This window comes from Lentzea sp. DG1S-22, from assembly GCF_036321065.1.
Lineage (GTDB): Bacteria > Actinomycetota > Actinomycetes > Mycobacteriales > Pseudonocardiaceae > Lentzea > Lentzea jiangxiensis.
In genome coordinates, this window is record NZ_CP143276.1 from 3,918,765 (window position 1) to 3,936,004 (window position 17,240).

Consider the following 17,240-nt stretch of genomic DNA (forward strand, 5'->3'; position numbering starts at 1 on the left):
GATCGCTTCAGTTCCGCTTTGCAACTAGGGACGCCGTTCGTCCCGTCAGGTTGCGAGGAAACCTACCGGGGTGGCAGCACCAACGCCTCGAAAAGGCGGGTGACCTCGGCGGACGGGTCGTCGGTCCACCCGGTGTGAGCCGGCGACGTCTGGACGATGGTGCTGCGCGGCGCCGTCAGCCACCGGAACCGCTGCCCCACCGTGGTCCTGCTGACCGGACCGGCGTCGGGGCTGCCGTCGCACGAGCGGGTGAGGTGCGCGAGGCTGCTTTCGAGCGTCTCCACGTCGAGGTGCGGGTCGAGCGCGCGCAACCGGTCTCCGTCCACATGGGTCTTCGCGCACAGGAAGTCCAGCGGCGCGCAGTAGACGATGACGCCGACGTTCATGAACTCGCCGCGCTCCTGCCGCGGGACGGCCCGCAGCAGCGCGTACTCAAACACGTGCGGCACGCGCGGCCTCCAGCGAGTCGACCCAGCCGCGGTGAGCGAGGCGGTAGGTGAAGAAGTCCTTGTAGCGGCGGCGGAGTTCGGCCGGGTCGCCTTCGAGCCAGGAATCGGGGACGAGCGCGAGCACCTCGTCGAGCAGCGCCGGCGTGATCCGCCCCGCCATCTCCGAGTCCACTTCGGACAGCGCGGCGGCGCTCGGCAGCATCGCGTGGTCGGAGGCGTCGTAGCGGTAGTCCCTGGTGGCCGGGCGGTCCTCGCTCCACGAGTAGTGGAAGTACAGCGCGGCGCCGTGGTCGATGAGCCACGGCTCGCGGTGCCACAGCAGCATGTTCGGGTTGCGCCAGCTGCGGTCGACGTTGAGCACCAGGGCGTCGAACCACAGCAGCTTCGTCGCGAGCCCGGCGCCGGGGTCGCGCACGACCGGGTTGAAGTCGAACGAGCCTGGCAGGTAGTCGAGGCCGAGGTTGAGCCCGCCGCTGGCCCGCAGCAGCTCCTGGACCTCCTGGTCGGGTTCCGCGCGCGCCAGCTCCGGGTCGAGGTGCACGAGGACGATCTCCGGTATGCGGAAGCCCAGCCGTCGCGCCAGCTCGCCGACGACGACCTCGGCGACCAGGACCTTCACGCCCTGTCCCGCGCCGCGGAACTTCACCACGTACATGCCCAGGTCGTCGGCCTCGACCAGACCCGGCATCGACCCGCCCTCGCGGAACGGCGTCACGTACCGGGTGGCCGTGACCTCCCTCAGAGAACTCACCCGCGCATGATCACACGAACGCGCCCCGAAGCCGAGCCGAATATGCCGTTGGCCGGCGGTGACGACGAGCACCCGCCGTGGGCCGCCTGGCGTGCACGTCGCCGGCACGCCGGGCGGAGTACCACTGTGGACAGTCGGTCAGGAGGGCGTCAGCCCCGTCGTGCGGGCAGCACGCAGACCGGGATGGGGGTCTGCAGCGGGGTCCCGGACGGGGTCAGCTTCCCGGTCGCCCGGTCCACCGCGAACGACGTGACGTTGTTCGAGTTCTGGTTGGCGGCGAAGAGGAACGACCCGGTCGGGTCGAACGTGATGTGCCGCGGGTACCTGCCGCCGACGGGCGTGTGGCCGACCAGGGACAGCCCGGACCCGCAGACCGCGAAGTGCGCGATGCTGTCGTGTCCCCGGTTCGACAGGTAGACGTGCTTGCCGTCCGCCGACACCAGGACCTCGGCCGGGTAGTTCGTCGGGCTGCCGGACGGCACGGTGGGGAGCACCTGGCCCGGCGTGAGCGTCCCGTTCGCGTAGGAGCAGGTCACGATGGTCGAGTCCAGCTCGTTCGCCACGTACGCGGTCTTGCCGTCCGGGTGGAACGCGATGTGCCGCGGCCCGGCACCCGGCTTGACCCTGGCCTGGGAGACCCGGGTCAGCTTCCCGCCGGTCAGCGAGTAGACGAACACCGAGTCGGCACCGAGGTCGACGGCGGCCGCGTACCTGCCCGCCACGTCGAACACGACGTGGTGCGCGTGGGGGCCCTCCTGGCGTTCCTTGTTCGGTCCGGAGCCCTGGTGCTGCACCTTCTGCGTCCGCGCGCCGAGGCCGCCGTCCGCGCCGACCGGGAAGACGCTCAGCGAGCCGGACGAGTAGTCGGCCGTGACCAGGAACTTCCCGGAGGGGTCGAGCGTCAGGTGGCACGGGTCGGCGCCGCCGGTCGGCTGCTTGCCGACGACCTCCAGCGTGGCCGCGTCGATCGCGGTGACCTCACCCCGGCTGGTCTCGTTGACGGCGTAGAGGAACCTGCCGTCGCGCGACTCGACGACGAACGACGGGTTGACCACACCGCGGATCACGCCGGTCGTCCTCAGCTGGCCGTTCGAGGTGTCGTAGGTGCCGACGCCGATGCCCTCGGCGCCCCCGCTCCACGTCGTGTAGGCACCGAAAAAGACTCTCCGCGTGGCGGCAGCCGCCTCGGCGGTTCCTCCGGTCATCAGCAGTCCAGCTCCTACGCCCATGGCTCCGAGAAAACGTCGCCGGTCCACACCCACGTCCGCACCTCCGGATGATCTCTTCGGCGGCGTGGCTCCACACTGGCCCAGACGGTCGCGGCCAGGCAATAGGAACGATCAAGATTGCGTCCAGCGCAACGGCGGCTAGCGCAGCGGGTCGTCGTTCACCAGGCGGGCCTTCTCGGCCTCCAGGTCGAAGGCGGGCTGCGGGAACGTCGGGTTCATCTCGCGCAGGGTCTCCAGCAGCAGCCGGCTGATCGCCCAGTTCCGGTACCACTTGCGGTCCGCCGGGACGGCGTACCAGGGCGTGTCCCGGCAGTTCCGCAACGCCTGCGTGTAGGCGTCCTGGTACTTCGACCACTTCGACCGCACGTCGATGTCGGCCGGGTTGTACTTCCAGTTCTTCTTCGGGTCGTCGAGGCGGGCGAGCAGCCGTTCCTTCTGCACCTCCGGCGAGATGTGCAGGAAGCACTTGACCAGCGTGATGCCGGAGTCCGCGAGCTCCTGTTCGAACGCGTTGATCTCCTTGTAGCGCTTGCGCAGCTCGGCGGCGTTGATCAGACGTTCGACCTTCGGCACGAGGACGTCCTCGTAGTGGGAGCGGTCGAACGCGCCGATGTGGCCCTTGTCGGGCAGGACCTTGCGGATGCGCCAGAGGTAGTGGTGCCGCAGCTCGGCGGCGGTCGGCTTCTTGAACGACGCGATGCGCACGCCCTGCGGGTTGACCAGGCCCATGACGTGCCTGACCACGCCGCCCTTGCCGGAGGTGTCCATGCCCTGCAGCACGAGCAGCACCGCGCGCGAGTCCTCCGCGTAGAGCGCCTCCTGCAGGGCCTCGAGCTCGTCCCCCGTGACGACGAGGTCGTCCGCCGCCTCCTTCTTGGTCCTGGGGCCGATCGGGCGGCCGGCCGGGTCGAGGGTGGAGAGGTCCACCCGATCGAGTCGCAGGGCGTCACGAACCGACTTCTTCACCATCATCCGACCGTAGCTATCCACCGCGGCGTCTGCCTGTTGTGCAAGACATCTCCGCTCGTCGGCGAATCTACGCAACGAACTGAGGCCATGCGCAATGCTTGACGGCTGAAATCGCCTGTTCCGGCCCCTAGCCTTGGAGGATGACCGCCACCGCCCACCACCACACCGCGGGAACCATGAACCTGGCCAGCGCTGACTACGTCGCTCTCGACGAAGAGTGGAGCACCCACAACTACCACCCGCTGCCGGTGGTCATCTCGCACGGCGAGGGGGCGTGGGTCACCGACGTCGAGGGCCGCCGCTACCTGGACTTCCTGTCGGGCTACTCGTCGCTCAACTTCGGGCACCGCCACCCCGCCCTGGTGGACGCCGCCGTCGAGCAGCTCGGCCGCGTCACGCTGACCAGCCGCGCGTTCCACCACGACCAGTTCGGCCTGTTCTGCCGCGAGCTGGCCGCCCTGACCGGCACCGAGATGGTGCTCGCGATGAACTCCGGCGCCGAGGCGGTCGAGTCCGCGATCAAGGTCGCGCGCAAGTGGGCCTACCGGGTCAAGGGCGTGCCGGAGGGCACCGCCGAGATCATCGTCGCCGGGTCGAACTTCCACGGCCGCACCACGACGATCGTGTCGTTCTCGACCGATGAGACCGCGCGCAACGACTTCGGCCCGTTCACGCCCGGGTTCAAGGTCGTGAAGTACGGGGCGCTGGACGAGGTCGAGTCCGCGATCACCCCGCGCACCGCCGCCGTGCTGCTCGAGCCGATCCAGGGCGAGGCCGGCGTCGTCGTGCCGCCCGCCGGCTACCTCGCCGGGATCCGGCGCCTGTGCGACGAGAACGACGTGCTGATGATCGCCGACGAGATCCAGTCGGGCCTCGGGCGCACCGGCGAGCTGTTCGCGCTCGACCACGAGGGCGTGCGCGCCGACCTCTACACGCTCGGCAAGGCGCTCGGCGGCGGCATCCTGCCGGTGTCCGCGGTGGTCGGCTCGCGCGCGGTGCTGGGCGTGCTCAAGCCCGGTGAGCACGGGTCGACGTTCGGCGGCAACCCGCTCGCCTGCGCCGTGGGCCGCGGCGTCGTCCGGCTGCTCGCGACCGGGGAGTTCCAGGAGCGTTCCCGCTCGCTCGGCGCGTACCTGCACGCGGAGCTGGGCAAGCTCGTCGGCCACGGCATCGCCGAGGTGCGCGGCCGCGGGCTGTGGGCGGGCGTCGAGATCGCGCCCGGCGGCCCGGTCGGCCGTGCCGCGTCCGAGGCCCTGGCCACCCGTGGGGTGCTGTGCAAGGAGACGCACGCGTCGACGTTGCGCGTCGCGCCGCCGCTGGTGATCACCAGGGACGAGATCGACCTGGGCGTCCGGGCCATCGCGGAGGTCGTTCGTCCCGGTTTGGGGTGATTCTCGGGCCTGACCAGGTCACAGTTGCGACGGACGGGCCTCTTCGCCCGTCCGTCGCGTGCATCATGACTCGTATGGGTGAACGGGTGCGTGCCGAGGCCGCTGCCGCGCTGGGCAGGTGGGTCGAGCCGGAAGAGGTCTACGCCAAGGGGCGCGCATTGCTGTCCTCAGTGGACTTCAAGGCGCACCGCCCGATGTCGCTGGCCGGCGCACGCCCGTCCGTTCTGGAGTACGTGCGCGCCAGCAACGAGGGCAGGCTCGAGCACCTCGTCCCGCTGCGGGTGGGGCGGATGCTCGCCAACCCCTTCGCGTTCTTCCGCGGCGCGGCCGGGCTGCAGGCGGGCGACCTCGCCGCCGGGTGCGTCACCGGCCTGCACGCTCAGTTGTGCGGTGATGCACACGCGGCGAACTTCGGCCTCTACGGCACGCCCGAGGGCCAGATCGTCATGGACATCAACGACTTCGACGAGACCCTCCCCGGCCCGTGGGAGTGGGACCTCAAGCGGCTCGTGGCGTCCCTGGTGCTGGCCGGCCGCGTCGGTGGCGTGTCGGACAAGGGCTGCCGCGACGCCGCCGAGGACGCCGTGAGCGCCTACCGCGCGGTGATCAAGCGCCTCGCGGACATGCCGTTCATGGACTCGTGGAGCGCCCTGGGCGACCAGTCCACGCTGTCGAAGGTCAAGGCCGACGACCTGATGAACGACTTCTCCAAGGCCGCCGAGAAGTCCCGCAGGAACACCAGCGCCCGGTTCGCGGCGAAGTGGACAACGCACGACGGCGAGAAGTGGCGCTTCGTCACGAACCCGCCGACCTTCACCGACGTCTCCCCCGCGACCGCCGACGCGGTGATCGGCGCACTGCCGTCCTACGTGGACAGCCTGCGCGAATCCCGCCGCAACCTGATCATGCGCTACGGCGTCTCGGACGTCGCCTTCCGCGTCGTCGGCACCGGCAGCGTCGGCCTGCGCAACTACCTCGTCCTGTTGCACGGCAACGGCTCCGAGGCCCTCGTCCTGCAGGCGAAGGAAGCGCGCCCGTCCGCCCTGAAGCCGTTCCTCGACGTCGAGCACCCCAAGCACGACGGCAAGCGCATCGTGCACGGCGCACGCCTCGTCCAGGCCGAGACCGACATCCTGCTCGGCTGGACGACGATCGAGGGCCGCCCGTTCATCGTGCGGCAGTTCCGCAACCGCAAGGGCGGCATCGACCCGACCGCCCTGAAGCGCGACGACCTCGACGACTACGGCCGGTTCGCGGGAGCCCTGCTGGCCCGCGCACACACGCGCTCGCTCGACCCGCGGCTGCTCGCCGGGTACTTCCAGAACGGCGGCGGCGAGGACCTCGACGACGCCTTCGCCCGGTACGCGTTCGACTACGCCGACCGGACCGAGGCCGACCACGAGGAGCTGACCAGGCTCGTCAGGAACGGGAAGCTGCCCGCGCACGTCGAACACCGCTGACGCGCCTTCCCGCTCCCGCCGCGCAGGTGACCTAGCCTGGCCGCATGAAGATCCGCCGCGCCGCCTCCCCCGACGACGTGGCCGCCGCCGCGCACCTGTTCGACGCGCCGCCGCGGCCGGACGCGACCGCCCGGTTCCTGGCGCAGGACCACAGCCACCTGCTGATCGCCTACGTGGACGACCAGCCGGCGGGGTTCGTGTCCGGGGTGGAGACGACGCACCCGGACAAGGGCACCGAGATGTTCCTCTACGAGCTGGGCGTGCACGACTCCTTCCTGCGGCGCGGCATCGGCACGGCGCTCGTCGAGGCGTTGAAAGCCCTTGCGGTGCAACGGGGCTGTTACGCGATGTGGACCGGCACCGCCGCGGGTGACGCGGCGGCGCAGGCCACCTACCGCAAGGCGGGCGGATCGGTGGACGACGGCGCGTTCGTCAGCTGGGACCTCGGCTAGTGGCGTGGCGCAGACGCGCCACTAGGTCCAGACCGGCTCGTCCACTTCGGACACCCGGCCGTCCGCCCGGAAGTGCAGGAACCGGTCGAACGACCTCGCGAACCACCGGTCGTGCGTCACCGCCACCACTGTCCCCTCGAAGTCGTTCAGAGCGTTCTGCAACGCCTCCGCCGACGCGAGGTCGAGGTTGTCGGTGGGCTCGTCGAGCAGCAGCAACGTCGCCCCGGACAGCTCCAGCAGCAGGATCTGGAACCGCGCCTGCTGTCCGCCGGAGAGGTTCTCGAAGCGCTGGTCACCGGCGTGGTGCAGGCCGTAGCGCTGCAGCACCGCCATCGCGGCGCCCCGGTCGCGGCCGGGCCGCCGGCCCTCGCCGTGCCAGAGGATGTCCACGAGCGTGCGGCCGAGCCACTCCGGGTGCTCGTGCGTCTGCGCGAAGAGGCCCGGTACGACGCGGGCGCCGAGCCTCCACGCGCCGGTGGTCCGGACCTCGTCGCCGCCGAGCAGCCGCAGGAAGTGGCTCTTGCCGGAGCCGTTGGAGCCGAGGACCGCGACCCGGTCGCCGAAGAAGATCTCCTGCGAGAACGGCTTCATCAGCCCGGTCAGTTCCAGCTCCTCGCACGTGATCGCGCGAACGCCGGTACGGCCGCCCTTCAGCCGAGGGGTGACCTTCTCGTCCGAGGGGATCTCCGGAGGAGGACCGGCCTCCTCGAACCGTTGCAGACGTGCTGCCATCACGCGGTACTTGGGCGCCATCGCCTCGGAGTACTTGGCCTGTTGTTGGAGAGTGCGCACGAGCTCACGAAGGCGCTCGTGCTCCTCGTTCCAACGGCGGTGTTCTTCGAGGAGCTTCTCGATGCGTTTCGCGCGGGCGGCGTGCCAGGTGGAGAACGAGCCGGCGTGCGTCCAGGCGGAGTGCGCCTCGACGGTGACGACGTGCGTGGCGGCGCCGGCGAGCAGCTCGCGGTCGTGGCTGACGACGAGCACGGCCTTGTCGGTCGCGCGGAGGCGGTCCTCCAGCCAGCGCTTGCCGGGGACGTCGAGGTAGTTGTCGGGCTCGTCGAGCAGCAGGACCTGCTCGTGGCCGCGCAGCAGCGCTTCGAGGACCAGGCGTTTCTGCTCGCCGCCGGAGAGCGTGCGGACCTCGCGGAACCGGGCCCGGTCGTAGGGCAGGCCCAGGGCGGCGACGGTGACGGTGTCCCAGAGGACCTCGACGTCGTACCCGCCCGCCTCGCCGTAGGCGGTGAGGGCGTTGGCGTACCGCATCTGGGCGGCCTCGTCGTCGGTGTCCATCAGCGCGAGCTCGGAGTCGTCGAGCTCCCGCGCGGCGGCCCGCAACGCCGGGGGTGCGACGGAGAGCAGCAGGTCGCGCACGAGGCTGTCGTCGCGGACCGAGCCGATGAACTGCGGCATCACCGCGAGCCCGCCCTGCACGTGCACGCTGCCGCGCTTCGGGGTGAGCTCACCCGACAGGATCCGCTGCAGCGTCGTCTTGCCGACGCCGTTCGCGCCCACCAGCGCGACCACGGTTCCGCCGCCCACCTTGAACGACACGTCGCGGAACAGCTCCCTGCCGTCGGGCAGGGAGTACGCGAGCCCGTTCGCTTCCAGAAAACCCACGCAGCAGATGGTCGGGGACGTGCCGCGCGGGCGCCAGCGAGTTTCCGGCTACCGGAGGCGGATCGGGTGCCTGTGCAGCACCAGCGCCGCCGCGGTGACCAGCAGGCACTGGAACGCGGCGCCGAACGCCCCGATCACCGTCAGCAGCACCGTGAGCCCACCGAAGACGAGCAGGAGGGAGTAGAACAGCCAGGGCCGCACCTGGCGGTTCATGGTGCGGGCCAATCTCGGTTCGTCCGCCAACAACCGCTGTTCGATCTCCTTCAGCGAGCGGCGCTCGGCTTCACTCAGCATGGGTGCCTCCGGAAGACGTCGGGACGTCATCATTCCCGCCCGTAACCAGTGGATACTCGAACGCCGCGGGAGTCAAACCCGGGACAGTGCGACCAATCGGCTGACAGCGCGCAGGTACTTCTTCCGGTAGCCGCCCCGGAGCATCTCGTCGGTGAAGAGGTCCGAGAGCGGCTGGCCCGACACCGCGACCGGGATGTCGCGGTCGTAGAGCCGGTCGCCCAACGCGACGAGCCGCAGCGCGACGGACTGGTCCGGTGCGGGTTTGACGTTCTTCAGGTGCACCGCGGTGACGCCGTCGACGAGCCGGCCGTACTTCGACGGGTGGATGCGGGCGAGCGCCGCGCACAGGTCGTCGAAGTCGTCGAGGGTCCCGCCCTGCGTGTTCGCGGCCTTCGTGACCAGCTCGGAGTCCGACATCGGCGGCGGGGCGTCGGGCAGGCCGCGGTGGCGGTAGTCGGGGCCGTCGACGCGCACGACGTCGAACTTCGACGACATCGACTGGATCTCGCGCAGGAAGTCGGCGGCGGCGAACCGGCCCTCGCCGAGCTTGTCGGGCAGCGTGTTGGACGTGGCGGCGACGTGCACGCCGGCCGCGACCAGCTCCTTGATCAGGCGCGTGACCAGCATCGTGTCACCCGGGTCGTCGAGCTCGAACTCGTCGATCGCGAGGAGCTTGTGGCCGCTCAGGCGCCGGACCGCCTCGGGGAACGTCAGGACGCCGACCAGGTTCGTCAGCTCGACGAACGTGCCGTACGCCTTCGGGCCCGGCACGGCGTGCCAGAGCGAGGCGAGCAGGTGGGTCTTGCCGACGCCGAAGCCGCCGTCGAGGTAGAGGCCGAGCTTGCCCTCGTCCTCGGCCCTGCCGCCGAAGAGCGACCACTTCTTGCGCCGGGTGCTGACGCGTGCGGCGAACAGGCGGCCGGCCTCGACCGCGGCGGCCTGGCTGGGCTCGTCCGGGTTGGGGAGGTAGCTGTCGAAGCTGACGTGGTCGAACCTCGGTGGGGGGACCAGGCTCTCCACCAGTTCGTCGGCACCGATCTGGGGATCCCGGTCGGACAAGCGCATGCCCGCACCTTATCGGCGTGGTGGGATGGGTTCGTGGAGATGTTGTGGCCCTCACCGGGCGTTGAGATGACCGACACAGCACTGGAGTCGCTCTACGCCTACCCGCGGGGCCGGACCTGGGTGACCGCGAACTTCGTGTCGAGCGCCGACGGCTCGGTGTCGGTCGACGGGCGCTCGGCGGGGCTCGGTTCGCCGGCGGACAAGAAGATCTACCTGCTGGGCCGCGAGCTCGCCGACGTGGTGCTGGTGGGCGCCGGCACGGTGCTGGCTGAGGGCTACCGGGGCGCGCGGAGGGCCACGCCGCTGCCGATCGCCGTGGTGACGGCGCGCGGGACGCTGACGCCGGACCTGCCGCTGTTCACCGACACGTCCGTGCCGCCGATCGTGATCACCACCGAGGCCGCGCGGATGCCGCCGCTACCCGCCGACGTGGTCATCGCCGGGGAGCAGGAGGTGGACCTGAACGTGGCCGTCGCCGAGCTCGCGGCGCGCGGGCTGCACCGAATCGACCTCGAAGGGGGTCCCCGGCTGTTCGGGACGATGGTGGCCGAGGGGCTCGTGGACGCGCTGAACCTGACCCTGTCACCGGTGCTGGCGGTCGGCGACGCGTCCCGGATCGCCCACGGCCCGGTGGTGCCCCCGGTCGACCTGGCGCTCGAGTCGGTGCTGCGCGAGGACGACGTGTTGTTGTTGCGGTACCGGCGGCGCGATTCCGGCTGAAGAGGCAGGATGTCCGCGTGGACCTCCCGCTCACGCCTCCGCTGCAGCCGATGCTCGCGACCGCGGTGGACGGCATACCGGACACCGCCGACCTGCTGTTCGAACCGAAGTGGGACGGCTTCCGCTGCGTGGTGTTCCGCTCCGGCGACGAGGTCCTCCTGCAGTCGCGCAGCGGCAAGCCGCTCAACCGCTACTTCCCCGAGGTCGTCGCCTCGATGCTCGAGGTGCTGCCCGAGCGCGTCGTCGTCGACGGCGAGCTGGTGGTCGCGAAGAACGACGAGCTGGACTTCGACGCGCTGTCCGAGCGCATCCACCCGGCGGCCTCGCGGGTGACGATGCTGTCGGAGTCGACGCCGGCCACGTTCGTCGCGTTCGACCTGCTCGCGCTCGGGTCCGAGGTGCTGCTGGAGTCACCGACGGTGGCGCGGCGCGAGGCGCTGCTCGCGCTGCCCGGCCTCAACGTCACCCCGGCGACGACGTCGGCCGAGACGGCGAGGCAGTGGTTCGCGCTGTTCGAGGGCGCCGGGCTGGACGGCGTCATGGGCAAGCCGGCGGACGGCCCGTACACGCCGGGCAAGCGGTCGATGATCAAGGTGAAGCACGCCCGCACCGCCGACGTGGTGCTCGCGGGGCTGCGCTGGCACAAGGACACCGAGCCCGGCACGGCCGTCGGCTCGCTGCTGCTCGGCGTCTACGACTCGAACGACCTGCTGCACCACATCGGCGTCTGCGGCTCGTTCAAGGCGGCCGAACGCCGTGAGCTGGCCGCTGAGCTGGCGCCGCTGATCACCGAGTCGCCGGAGCACCCGTGGGCGGACCCGCGGCCCGGCCAGCGGATTCCCGGCGAGATCAACCGGTGGCGCGGCAAGCAGGCCGAGTACGTGGCGTTGCGCCCCGAACGGGTGCTGGAGATCCACTACACCCAGACCGAGGGCGAGCAGCCGGTGCGGCTGCGGCACAACGGCCAGTTCGCGCGGTGGCGCCCGGACCGCGAGCCGCTGTCGTGCCGCTACGACCAGCTGGAGATCCCGGCCCGCTACGACGTCGCCTCCGTGCTCAAAGGGGAGCTGCGCGCCCGTTAGACCTCGGGTCTCGCGGACCTGGTCGCTCCCACGGACGCGATCACGACGCAGCAGACGGCGACCCACTGCGCCGGTGCGAGGTGCTCGCCGAGCAGCAGCAGGCCCGCGACCGCGGCCACCGCCGGCTCGAGCGACATCAGGATGCCGAACACGCGCGGCGGCATGCGCCGCAACGCCTCCAGCTCCAGCGAGTACGGGATCACCGACGACATCAGCGCGACGGCCACGGCCGCCGCCAGCACCACCGGGTCGAGCAGCGCCGTGCCGGCCGAGGTGACGCCGAACGGCAGCGCGACCGCCGCCCCGACGACCATCGCGAGCGCGAGGCCCTTGCCGTCGCTGGTGGTGCTGCCGAGCTTGGCCGTCACGAGGATGTACGCCGCCCACAGCGCGCCCGCGGCCAGCGCGAACAGCACACCCGTCCACAGCAGACCGCCCTGCACGCGCGTGAGCAGCACCACGCCGGCGCCCGCGAGCAGCACCCACAGGCCGTCGAGCCAGCGCCGCGACCCCGCGACCGCCACCGCGAGCGGTCCGAGGAACTCGATGGTGACGGCCGCGCCGAGCGGGATGCGTTCGATCGCGGAGTAGAAGCAGAGGTTCATCCCCGCGAGCACCACGCCGTAGGTGAGGACGACGGTCAGCGTGCGGCGGTCCATCCGCAGCGACGGCCGCCAGATCGCGACGAGCACGACCGCCGCGACGACCAGTCGCAACGTCACCGTGCCGACCGCGCCCGCCGTCGCGAACAGCTGCTTCGCGACGGCCGCGCCCACCTGCACGCTGACGATCCCCAGCAGCACGAGTGCCGTCGGCGGGATGCCGCCCAGGAACCGGGCGACGGGAAGCCGGTCAGCGTGAGCCATGGTCTCCATCCTGGCTCATCGACTCACCGCGTTCTCACCTTCCGCGTGCGACGCTCACCACCCGGACCGTGAACGAGAGTGAGGACATCTGTGCGTCGCGCTGCCTTGGCCCTACTGGCAGTGAGCGTGCTGACGGCGTGCAGCGCGGGGCCGTCGACCCGGCCGGTGATCGCGGTGAAGGGCGACGAGAACCGGCCCTTCGACCAGAGCACGCTCGCCGGGCCGCAGCCAGTGCCCCCGCTCGGCGAGTTCAAAAAGGACTCGCTGGCGTGGTCGGCGTGCGACGAGCAGATGAAGGACCGCCTCGGCGCCAACGCGCCCCAGGGCGACCAGACCTACGAGTGCTCGCGCATGACCGTCGTGCTCGACCCGCCGGGACGTCCCGGCCGCGGCACGCTCGGCATCGCGCTGATGCGCGTCGGCACCGGCAAGAGCGCGCTGGTCGTCGTGAACGACCCCGGCGGCGAGCCCGGCACGCTGAAGGCCGCGCGGCTCGCGGCGGCGTTGCCGAAGGAGGTCCTCAGCACGTACACGATCATCGGCATGGACCGCCGCGGCACGGGCCGTTCGGACGGCCTGTCGTGCGTTCCGCAGGCCACGCGCGCACAGCTCGTCGAGTACGACCCCGCCGAGACCGAGCAGTCGAACCTCGTCGTCGCCGCCGGTGAGGCGTCGCAGGAGTGCGTGCTCGACCTGGAGGGCAGGCTGACCGCGTTCGACTCGTGGCGCGCCGCCGCCGACCTGGAACGCCTCCGCGACTCCCTCGGCTCCGACCGCCTCAACGCCCTCGGCTTCGGCGAGGGCTCGCGCGTCATCACGACGTACGCGCAGCGCTACCCGAACCGCATCGGCCGCACCGTCCTCGACGGCGCCCCGGACCCGACGCTCGACCAGGTCGGCGTGCTCGAGTCCCGTGCCGTGGCGGCCGAAGCGACGTTCGAAGCGTTCGCCCGCGACTGCAAGACGCGCGGCTGCGCTCTCGCGAACCCCCGTGAGGACGTCTCCGCACTTCTCACCCAGCTGCGCAACGGACGCCTGCGCGGCGAGTACGTCGACCTGACCCCGGGCTCCGCGCTGAACGCGATCCTGCTGGGCCTCGCCGACCGGACTCGCTGGCCCGCGCTCGCCGACGCCGTGGTGAAGGCCCGCGCCGGCGACGCCTCCGGCCTGTTCGCCCTGCTCGACCCGGTGGTGAACGACCTCGACGAGAACCCTCCACGCTTCGACGCGGGCCTGATCATCGGCTGCAACGACACCTCCACCCGCATCCCGCCGGACCGGGTGAAGGCACTGGCCGCGGACTGGCAGGACAAGCACGCGCTGTTCGGCGCCGTGTTCGCCCGCCAGCTGCTGCACTGCAACCCGTTCCCGCCGCCCAAGGCCGAGAAGGTCGATGCGCTGAAGAGCGCGCCGCCGATCGTGGTGCTGAGCACGGCCAACGACGTCTCCACCCCCGCGCCGGGCACCGAGCACGCGGCGCAGCGGTTGCCGGGTGCGGTGCTGGTCGGGTGGCAGGGCAGCGGGCACGGCGCCCTGACGCTCTCGGGCTGTGCCACCACGGCCGTGAAGGACTACCTGATCGACGCGAAGGTGCCGTCGAACGGCACCGTCTGCCCGCCGTGATGGTCAGGCCCGTTGTCCCGCAACAGGTCTGCTGAGGCTTTACCGGCGGACATGGCGCAGGGAGCCTCTCGCGTGACCACAACGCGAGGGCTCCCCGCCCGAATCTCGTGTCAGCAGCTCGAACAGCAGCCGCAGCCGGGCCCCGTGCACCCGGAACAGCACCCACACGTACCCATCAGGGCCTCCCCGTCCTCCAAGCCGGACCTGCGCGGGACCTCCGCGCTCACCACGGTCCGCTCCGGCACCGGCCCTGGGAACCCCTCTCACCCGAACGCGTGCGGACAACCACCGGGGCGTCGCAGCGAGTGATACCGCTACGCGCCCAGCTCGTCCAGGGCCTTCTGGGCCGCCTCCAACTCGGCGCGCAACTGCTCCACGCGGGCCAGCTGCTGGGCACGCGCCGCGTTCAGGACGCCCTCGACGATCTCGGACACCTCGGGCGTGAGCAGCTTCGCGGCCTGCGCCACGGCGGCCGGGGACACCGGGGTCGGGCGGACCGCCTTGCGGCTGCCCTGCAACACCTCGACGGTCCACTCGCCCTCACCCGTCGTCACCAGTGTCACGGTGACCTCGGGCGTGGAGCCCTTGCCGGAGGCCTTGCGCGCGGCGGGCTTCGGCGCCGCCGCCTCGACCGGCGCCGGGGCGGGCTTCGGTTTGGGGGCCGCAGTCTTCACCGGCGCCTCCGGGACGTAGGGGTGGATGATCTCAGTCTCCCGCGACGGCTCCGGGGGCGCAGGGGGCGGGGTGGCCGGCTTCTTGCGCGGCGGGGGCTTCTCCAGCGTCAACTCGGCCGGGGAGAACGACATCTCGTCCTTCGACCCCGTGGGCCGGACCTGGATGAAGTCGCCCTCCTCGGGCTCGGTGAACGCGAGCAGCTTCGCCGACCTGCCCGCCTCCATGCCCACGGCGGCCGCTGTGAACCACACCATCGGCTGAGTGCCTTCGTTCAACTGCGAGCGCAGGCTGTCGACGTCCTCCGCCGACAACCCGCTCTTCTTCGCCATCGCGCTGCCTCCCCACCGTTCGAACACCTGTGCCCCAGCATGCCCTACACCCCTGACATTTCTGAGCACCGGGTCGCCGGCAAGATCATCAAGCGGCGCGGGGCGCGCTCAGGCCTCTTCGGCCTCTTCGGTCTCGACGACGCGAAGCCGGTATTCGCACCCGTACTCGACGGTGTACGACAGCTCGTACACGTGCACGATCTTGGGCCCGCCGTGCAGGTGCACGTACGTCACCGTCTGCTTCGGGACATCCGGCGTGGACGGCAGCGAGTCCACCCGGCCGTCGAGAGGACCGCCGACGTACCGGACGACATAGGGCTGTGACACGGCGACCTCCTCTCGCGCGTTTTGTCCAGTCTACGAGGTCGCGGCTTGGATCCGTCCCGATCCAGCCAGTTGGCTCACTCACGCCCCGAACCACCGCACGGCCAGGTCGTCGAACGTTTCGCCGGCAGGCATCCCACGCATGTACCACGGCATGTTCGAGTACACGTGCAACAGCGCGTAAGCCATCACACGCCGAGCGTCAGGAACCCGCCCATACGCTTCCACCAAGGCCTGCCAGCACCGGCGATCGCCTTTCGTCACGAAGACGCCGACGCTCGCGAACTCGTACTCGAACGCCCCGCGCACCGCCGGTTCGAAGTCGAACAGCCCGCTCAGCTCCCCCTCCCGCCACAACAGGTGCGCGCTCATCACCTCGGTGTGCACCAACACCGGCGGCTCGGCACCGAGGTCCACACCGCCGAGGAACTCCGGGATCTGCTCCAGCCACCGCTCACCCAGCCCACGCTTGCGTTGCTGCTCAACGCAAGCAGCCCGCCGCTGCGCCACGAACGCCGTCCAGTCCGCGGGCCCGAGCACCGCGGGGGGCTCGACGCCGTGCAACACCCGCAACACCTCACCGACCCGCGCGGCGACCTCCACGTCCGGCACATCGGGTTCCCTGCCGTGCAACCGCGACATCACCACGTACGCCCAGTCGTCGAGCAACCCCGTCGCGTGCAGCCGAGGCGTCGGCACGGGCAGCTTGCCGTGCAACGCCTCCATCACCGCGACCTCGACCGGCGCCTCGCCGTGGAACTGCGGCGGGAACAGCTTCAGCACCAGCTCGCCGCCGACGGCGAAGACGGGCAGCGAGCCCCCGGCGAACCGCACCACGTCACCGCGCAGGCCGAGGCGGTCGCGCAACGACTCGGCGCCGCGGACGGAAAGATCCATGCCGCGATCCTGCCCGACCACCGACGCGCGCGGGTCACTCCTGCTTGCGGGCCCGCGAAGGCTGCACCCGCATGGGCTCGCCCGGCATCTTCGGGTAGTCCGGCGGATACGGCATCTCCCCGCGCGGATCCGCCGCGTACCACTCCAGCAGGGTCTCGATCCCGAACGCCTCGGAATCCAGCGCGGCGTGCGGGTCCCCGCGCTCCTGCAGGTACTTCGGCACCGTCAGCACGTCGAAGTCGTCGGGATCCACAGTGGACAGCTCGTCCCAGGTGACCGGCGTCGAGACGGTGGCGCGGGCCGTTCCGCGCACCGACCAGGCCGAGGCGATGGTGCGGTCGCGCGCGGCCTGGTTGAAGTCGATGAAGACCCGTGAGCCGCGTTCCTCCTTCCACCACGCCGAGGTCGCGAGGGACGGCGCCCGCTTCTCCACCTCGCGGGCCAGGGCGATGACGGCGTGGCGCACGTCGACGAAGTCCCAGTCCGGGCGGATGCGCACGGCCACGTGGATGCCGCGGCCGCCGGAGGTCTTCGGGTAGCCGGTGAGGCCGGCGTCGGCCAGGACCTCGCGCAGCACCTCGGCCACGCGGGCGGCGTCGGAGAAGCCGGTGCCCGGTTGCGGGTCGAGGTCGATGCGCAGCTCGTCGGGGTGGTCGACGTCCGGCCGGCGCACGGGCCACGGGTGGAAGTCGAACGTGCCGAGGTTCGCGGCCCAGACGACCACCGCCTCGGAGGTCGGGCAGATCTCGTCGGCGGGGCGGCCGGAGGGGAAGCGGACCTGCACGGTCTCGACGTACTCGGGCGCGCCCTTGGGCACGCGCTTCTGGTAGAACGCCTCGCCCTCGACGCCGTCGACGTAGCGCTTCAGGACGACCGGGCGGTCGCGCAGCACGGACAGCAGGACCGGGGCGACGGTGCGGTAGTACTCGACCACCTGCCCCTTGGTGATGCCGCGCGCGGGGAAGTACGGCTTGTCCGGGTTGGACACCCGCACGAGCTGGTCACCGACTTCGAGCTCGATCGCCTTCGACTTGGCAGCCACGGGGA

18 protein-coding genes are annotated in these 17,240 nt (G+C 71.0%); 6 read left to right on the forward strand and 12 right to left on the reverse strand.

Features of this window, described 5'->3' with window-relative positions; genetic code table 11:
* Positions 1–62 precede the first annotated feature (62 nt).
* From V1227_RS17345 to V1227_RS17360, 4 genes are all read right to left on the reverse strand, one after another.
* Positions 63–449 (reverse strand): DUF3037 domain-containing protein, encoded by a 387-nt coding sequence (locus tag V1227_RS17345; protein ID WP_329793622.1) that lies wholly within the window; start codon positions 447–449, stop codon positions 63–65.
* Positions 433–1,200, reverse strand: coding sequence for a HipA family kinase (locus V1227_RS17350; protein ID WP_329793623.1), 768 nt, complete (start codon positions 1,198–1,200; stop codon positions 433–435). The genes V1227_RS17345 and V1227_RS17350 overlap by 17 nt, the downstream gene beginning before the upstream one ends.
* A gap of 149 nt (positions 1,201–1,349) precedes the next feature.
* Complete coding sequence (locus tag V1227_RS17355; protein WP_329793624.1) at positions 1,350–2,405, reverse strand: lactonase family protein; 1,056 nt, start codon at positions 2,403–2,405, stop codon at positions 1,350–1,352.
* Between the two features lie 162 nt (positions 2,406–2,567).
* Entirely contained in the window at positions 2,568–3,398 is an 831-nt protein-coding gene (locus tag V1227_RS17360; RefSeq protein WP_329793625.1) for a PPK2 family polyphosphate kinase, read from the reverse strand.
* A gap of 140 nt (positions 3,399–3,538) precedes the next feature.
* Here V1227_RS17360 and rocD point away from each other — a divergent pair, with 140 nt between their 5' ends.
* The 3 genes from rocD to V1227_RS17375 all read left to right on the forward strand — a co-directional run bounded on the left by rocD (position 3,539) and on the right by V1227_RS17375 (position 6,701).
* Positions 3,539–4,789, forward strand: a complete 1,251-nt coding sequence (gene rocD / locus V1227_RS17365) for an ornithine--oxo-acid transaminase (protein ID WP_329793626.1) — start codon at positions 3,539–3,541, stop codon at positions 4,787–4,789.
* A 74-nt stretch (positions 4,790–4,863) separates the two neighbouring features.
* The gene (locus tag V1227_RS17370; RefSeq protein WP_329793627.1) at positions 4,864–6,249 is read left to right on the forward strand and encodes a DUF2252 domain-containing protein; all 1,386 of its coding nucleotides are present in this window, start codon (positions 4,864–4,866) and stop codon (positions 6,247–6,249) included.
* Positions 6,250–6,293: 44 nt separating this feature from the next.
* Positions 6,294–6,701 carry a GNAT family N-acetyltransferase gene (locus V1227_RS17375; protein ID WP_329793628.1) on the forward strand — a complete coding sequence of 136 codons (408 nt, stop codon included), beginning with the start codon at positions 6,294–6,296 and terminating at the stop codon, positions 6,699–6,701.
* 21 nt (positions 6,702–6,722) lie between these two features.
* Here the strand turns inward: V1227_RS17375 and V1227_RS17380 are convergent, their stop codons facing one another.
* The 3 genes from V1227_RS17380 to zapE form a co-directional block, all read right to left on the reverse strand.
* The gene (locus tag V1227_RS17380; RefSeq protein ID WP_329793629.1) at positions 6,723–8,318 is read right to left on the reverse strand and encodes an ABC-F family ATP-binding cassette domain-containing protein; all 1,596 of its coding nucleotides are present in this window, start codon (positions 8,316–8,318) and stop codon (positions 6,723–6,725) included.
* A 48-nt stretch (positions 8,319–8,366) separates the two neighbouring features.
* Positions 8,367–8,612, reverse strand: a complete 246-nt coding sequence (locus V1227_RS17385; RefSeq protein ID WP_329793630.1) for a DUF3040 domain-containing protein — start codon at positions 8,610–8,612, stop codon at positions 8,367–8,369.
* Between the two features lie 72 nt (positions 8,613–8,684).
* A complete protein-coding gene (gene zapE / locus V1227_RS17390) occupies positions 8,685–9,677 on the reverse strand; it encodes a cell division protein ZapE (protein WP_329793632.1) in 993 nt (330 codons plus the stop codon).
* A gap of 66 nt (positions 9,678–9,743) precedes the next feature.
* On the opposite strand from zapE, the gene V1227_RS17395 reads away from it, so the two are divergent.
* Positions 9,744–10,397, forward strand: coding sequence for a dihydrofolate reductase family protein (locus V1227_RS17395; protein WP_329793633.1), 654 nt, complete (start codon positions 9,744–9,746; stop codon positions 10,395–10,397).
* 17 nt (positions 10,398–10,414) lie between these two features.
* Positions 10,415–11,479 (forward strand): ATP-dependent DNA ligase, encoded by a 1,065-nt coding sequence (locus V1227_RS17400; RefSeq protein ID WP_329793634.1) that lies wholly within the window; start codon positions 10,415–10,417, stop codon positions 11,477–11,479.
* Here V1227_RS17400 and V1227_RS17405 read toward each other — a convergent pair.
* Entirely contained in the window at positions 11,476–12,345 is an 870-nt protein-coding gene (locus V1227_RS17405) for an EamA family transporter (protein WP_329793635.1), read from the reverse strand. The two genes, V1227_RS17400 and V1227_RS17405, sit on opposite strands and share 4 nt — an antisense overlap.
* Before the next feature lie 120 nt (positions 12,346–12,465).
* Between V1227_RS17405 and V1227_RS17410 the strand changes: the two genes are divergently transcribed.
* Positions 12,466–13,968: an alpha/beta hydrolase gene (locus V1227_RS17410; protein WP_329793636.1), complete on the forward strand. Its 1,503-nt coding sequence runs from the start codon at positions 12,466–12,468 to the stop codon at positions 13,966–13,968.
* A gap of 314 nt (positions 13,969–14,282) precedes the next feature.
* On the opposite strand, the gene V1227_RS17415 is transcribed toward V1227_RS17410, so the two are convergent.
* From V1227_RS17415 to ligD, 4 genes are all read right to left on the reverse strand, one after another.
* On the reverse strand, positions 14,283–14,972 hold the full coding sequence (locus V1227_RS17415; RefSeq protein WP_329793637.1) for a DUF6319 family protein: 690 nt from the start codon (positions 14,970–14,972) through the stop codon (positions 14,283–14,285).
* 108 nt (positions 14,973–15,080) lie between these two features.
* Entirely contained in the window at positions 15,081–15,299 is a 219-nt protein-coding gene (locus tag V1227_RS17420; protein WP_236219580.1) for a hypothetical protein, read from the reverse strand.
* Positions 15,300–15,377: 78 nt separating this feature from the next.
* Complete coding sequence (locus V1227_RS17425; protein WP_329793638.1) at positions 15,378–16,193, reverse strand: phosphotransferase family protein; 816 nt, start codon at positions 16,191–16,193, stop codon at positions 15,378–15,380.
* 34 nt (positions 16,194–16,227) lie between these two features.
* Positions 16,228–17,235 (reverse strand): non-homologous end-joining DNA ligase, encoded by a 1,008-nt coding sequence (gene ligD, locus V1227_RS17430; protein WP_329793639.1) that lies wholly within the window; start codon positions 17,233–17,235, stop codon positions 16,228–16,230.
* Positions 17,236–17,240: the final 5 nt, after the last annotated feature.

Bases quoted from the DNA above. Each gene is read 5' to 3' on its own strand.
- V1227_RS17370 (WP_329793627.1), top strand. From the start codon at position 4,864: ATGGGTGAACGGGTGCGTGCCGAGGCCGCTGCCGCGCTGGGCAGGTGG.
- V1227_RS17415 (WP_329793637.1), bottom strand. From the start codon at position 14,972: ATGGCGAAGAAGAGCGGGTTGTCGGCGGAGGACGTCGACAGCCTGCGC.
- V1227_RS17425 (WP_329793638.1), bottom strand. From the start codon at position 16,193: ATGGATCTTTCCGTCCGCGGCGCCGAGTCGTTGCGCGACCGCCTCGGC.
- V1227_RS17405 (WP_329793635.1), bottom strand. From the start codon at position 12,345: ATGGCTCACGCTGACCGGCTTCCCGTCGCCCGGTTCCTGGGCGGCATC.
- zapE (WP_329793632.1), bottom strand. From the start codon at position 9,677: ATGCGCTTGTCCGACCGGGATCCCCAGATCGGTGCCGACGAACTGGTG.
- V1227_RS17355 (WP_329793624.1), bottom strand. From the start codon at position 2,405: ATGACCGGAGGAACCGCCGAGGCGGCTGCCGCCACGCGGAGAGTCTTT.
- V1227_RS17395 (WP_329793633.1), top strand. From the start codon at position 9,744: ATGACCGACACAGCACTGGAGTCGCTCTACGCCTACCCGCGGGGCCGG.
- V1227_RS17385 (WP_329793630.1), bottom strand. From the start codon at position 8,612: ATGCTGAGTGAAGCCGAGCGCCGCTCGCTGAAGGAGATCGAACAGCGG.
- rocD (WP_329793626.1), top strand. From the start codon at position 3,539: ATGACCGCCACCGCCCACCACCACACCGCGGGAACCATGAACCTGGCC.
- V1227_RS17375 (WP_329793628.1), top strand. From the start codon at position 6,294: ATGAAGATCCGCCGCGCCGCCTCCCCCGACGACGTGGCCGCCGCCGCG.
- V1227_RS17360 (WP_329793625.1), bottom strand. From the start codon at position 3,398: ATGGTGAAGAAGTCGGTTCGTGACGCCCTGCGACTCGATCGGGTGGAC.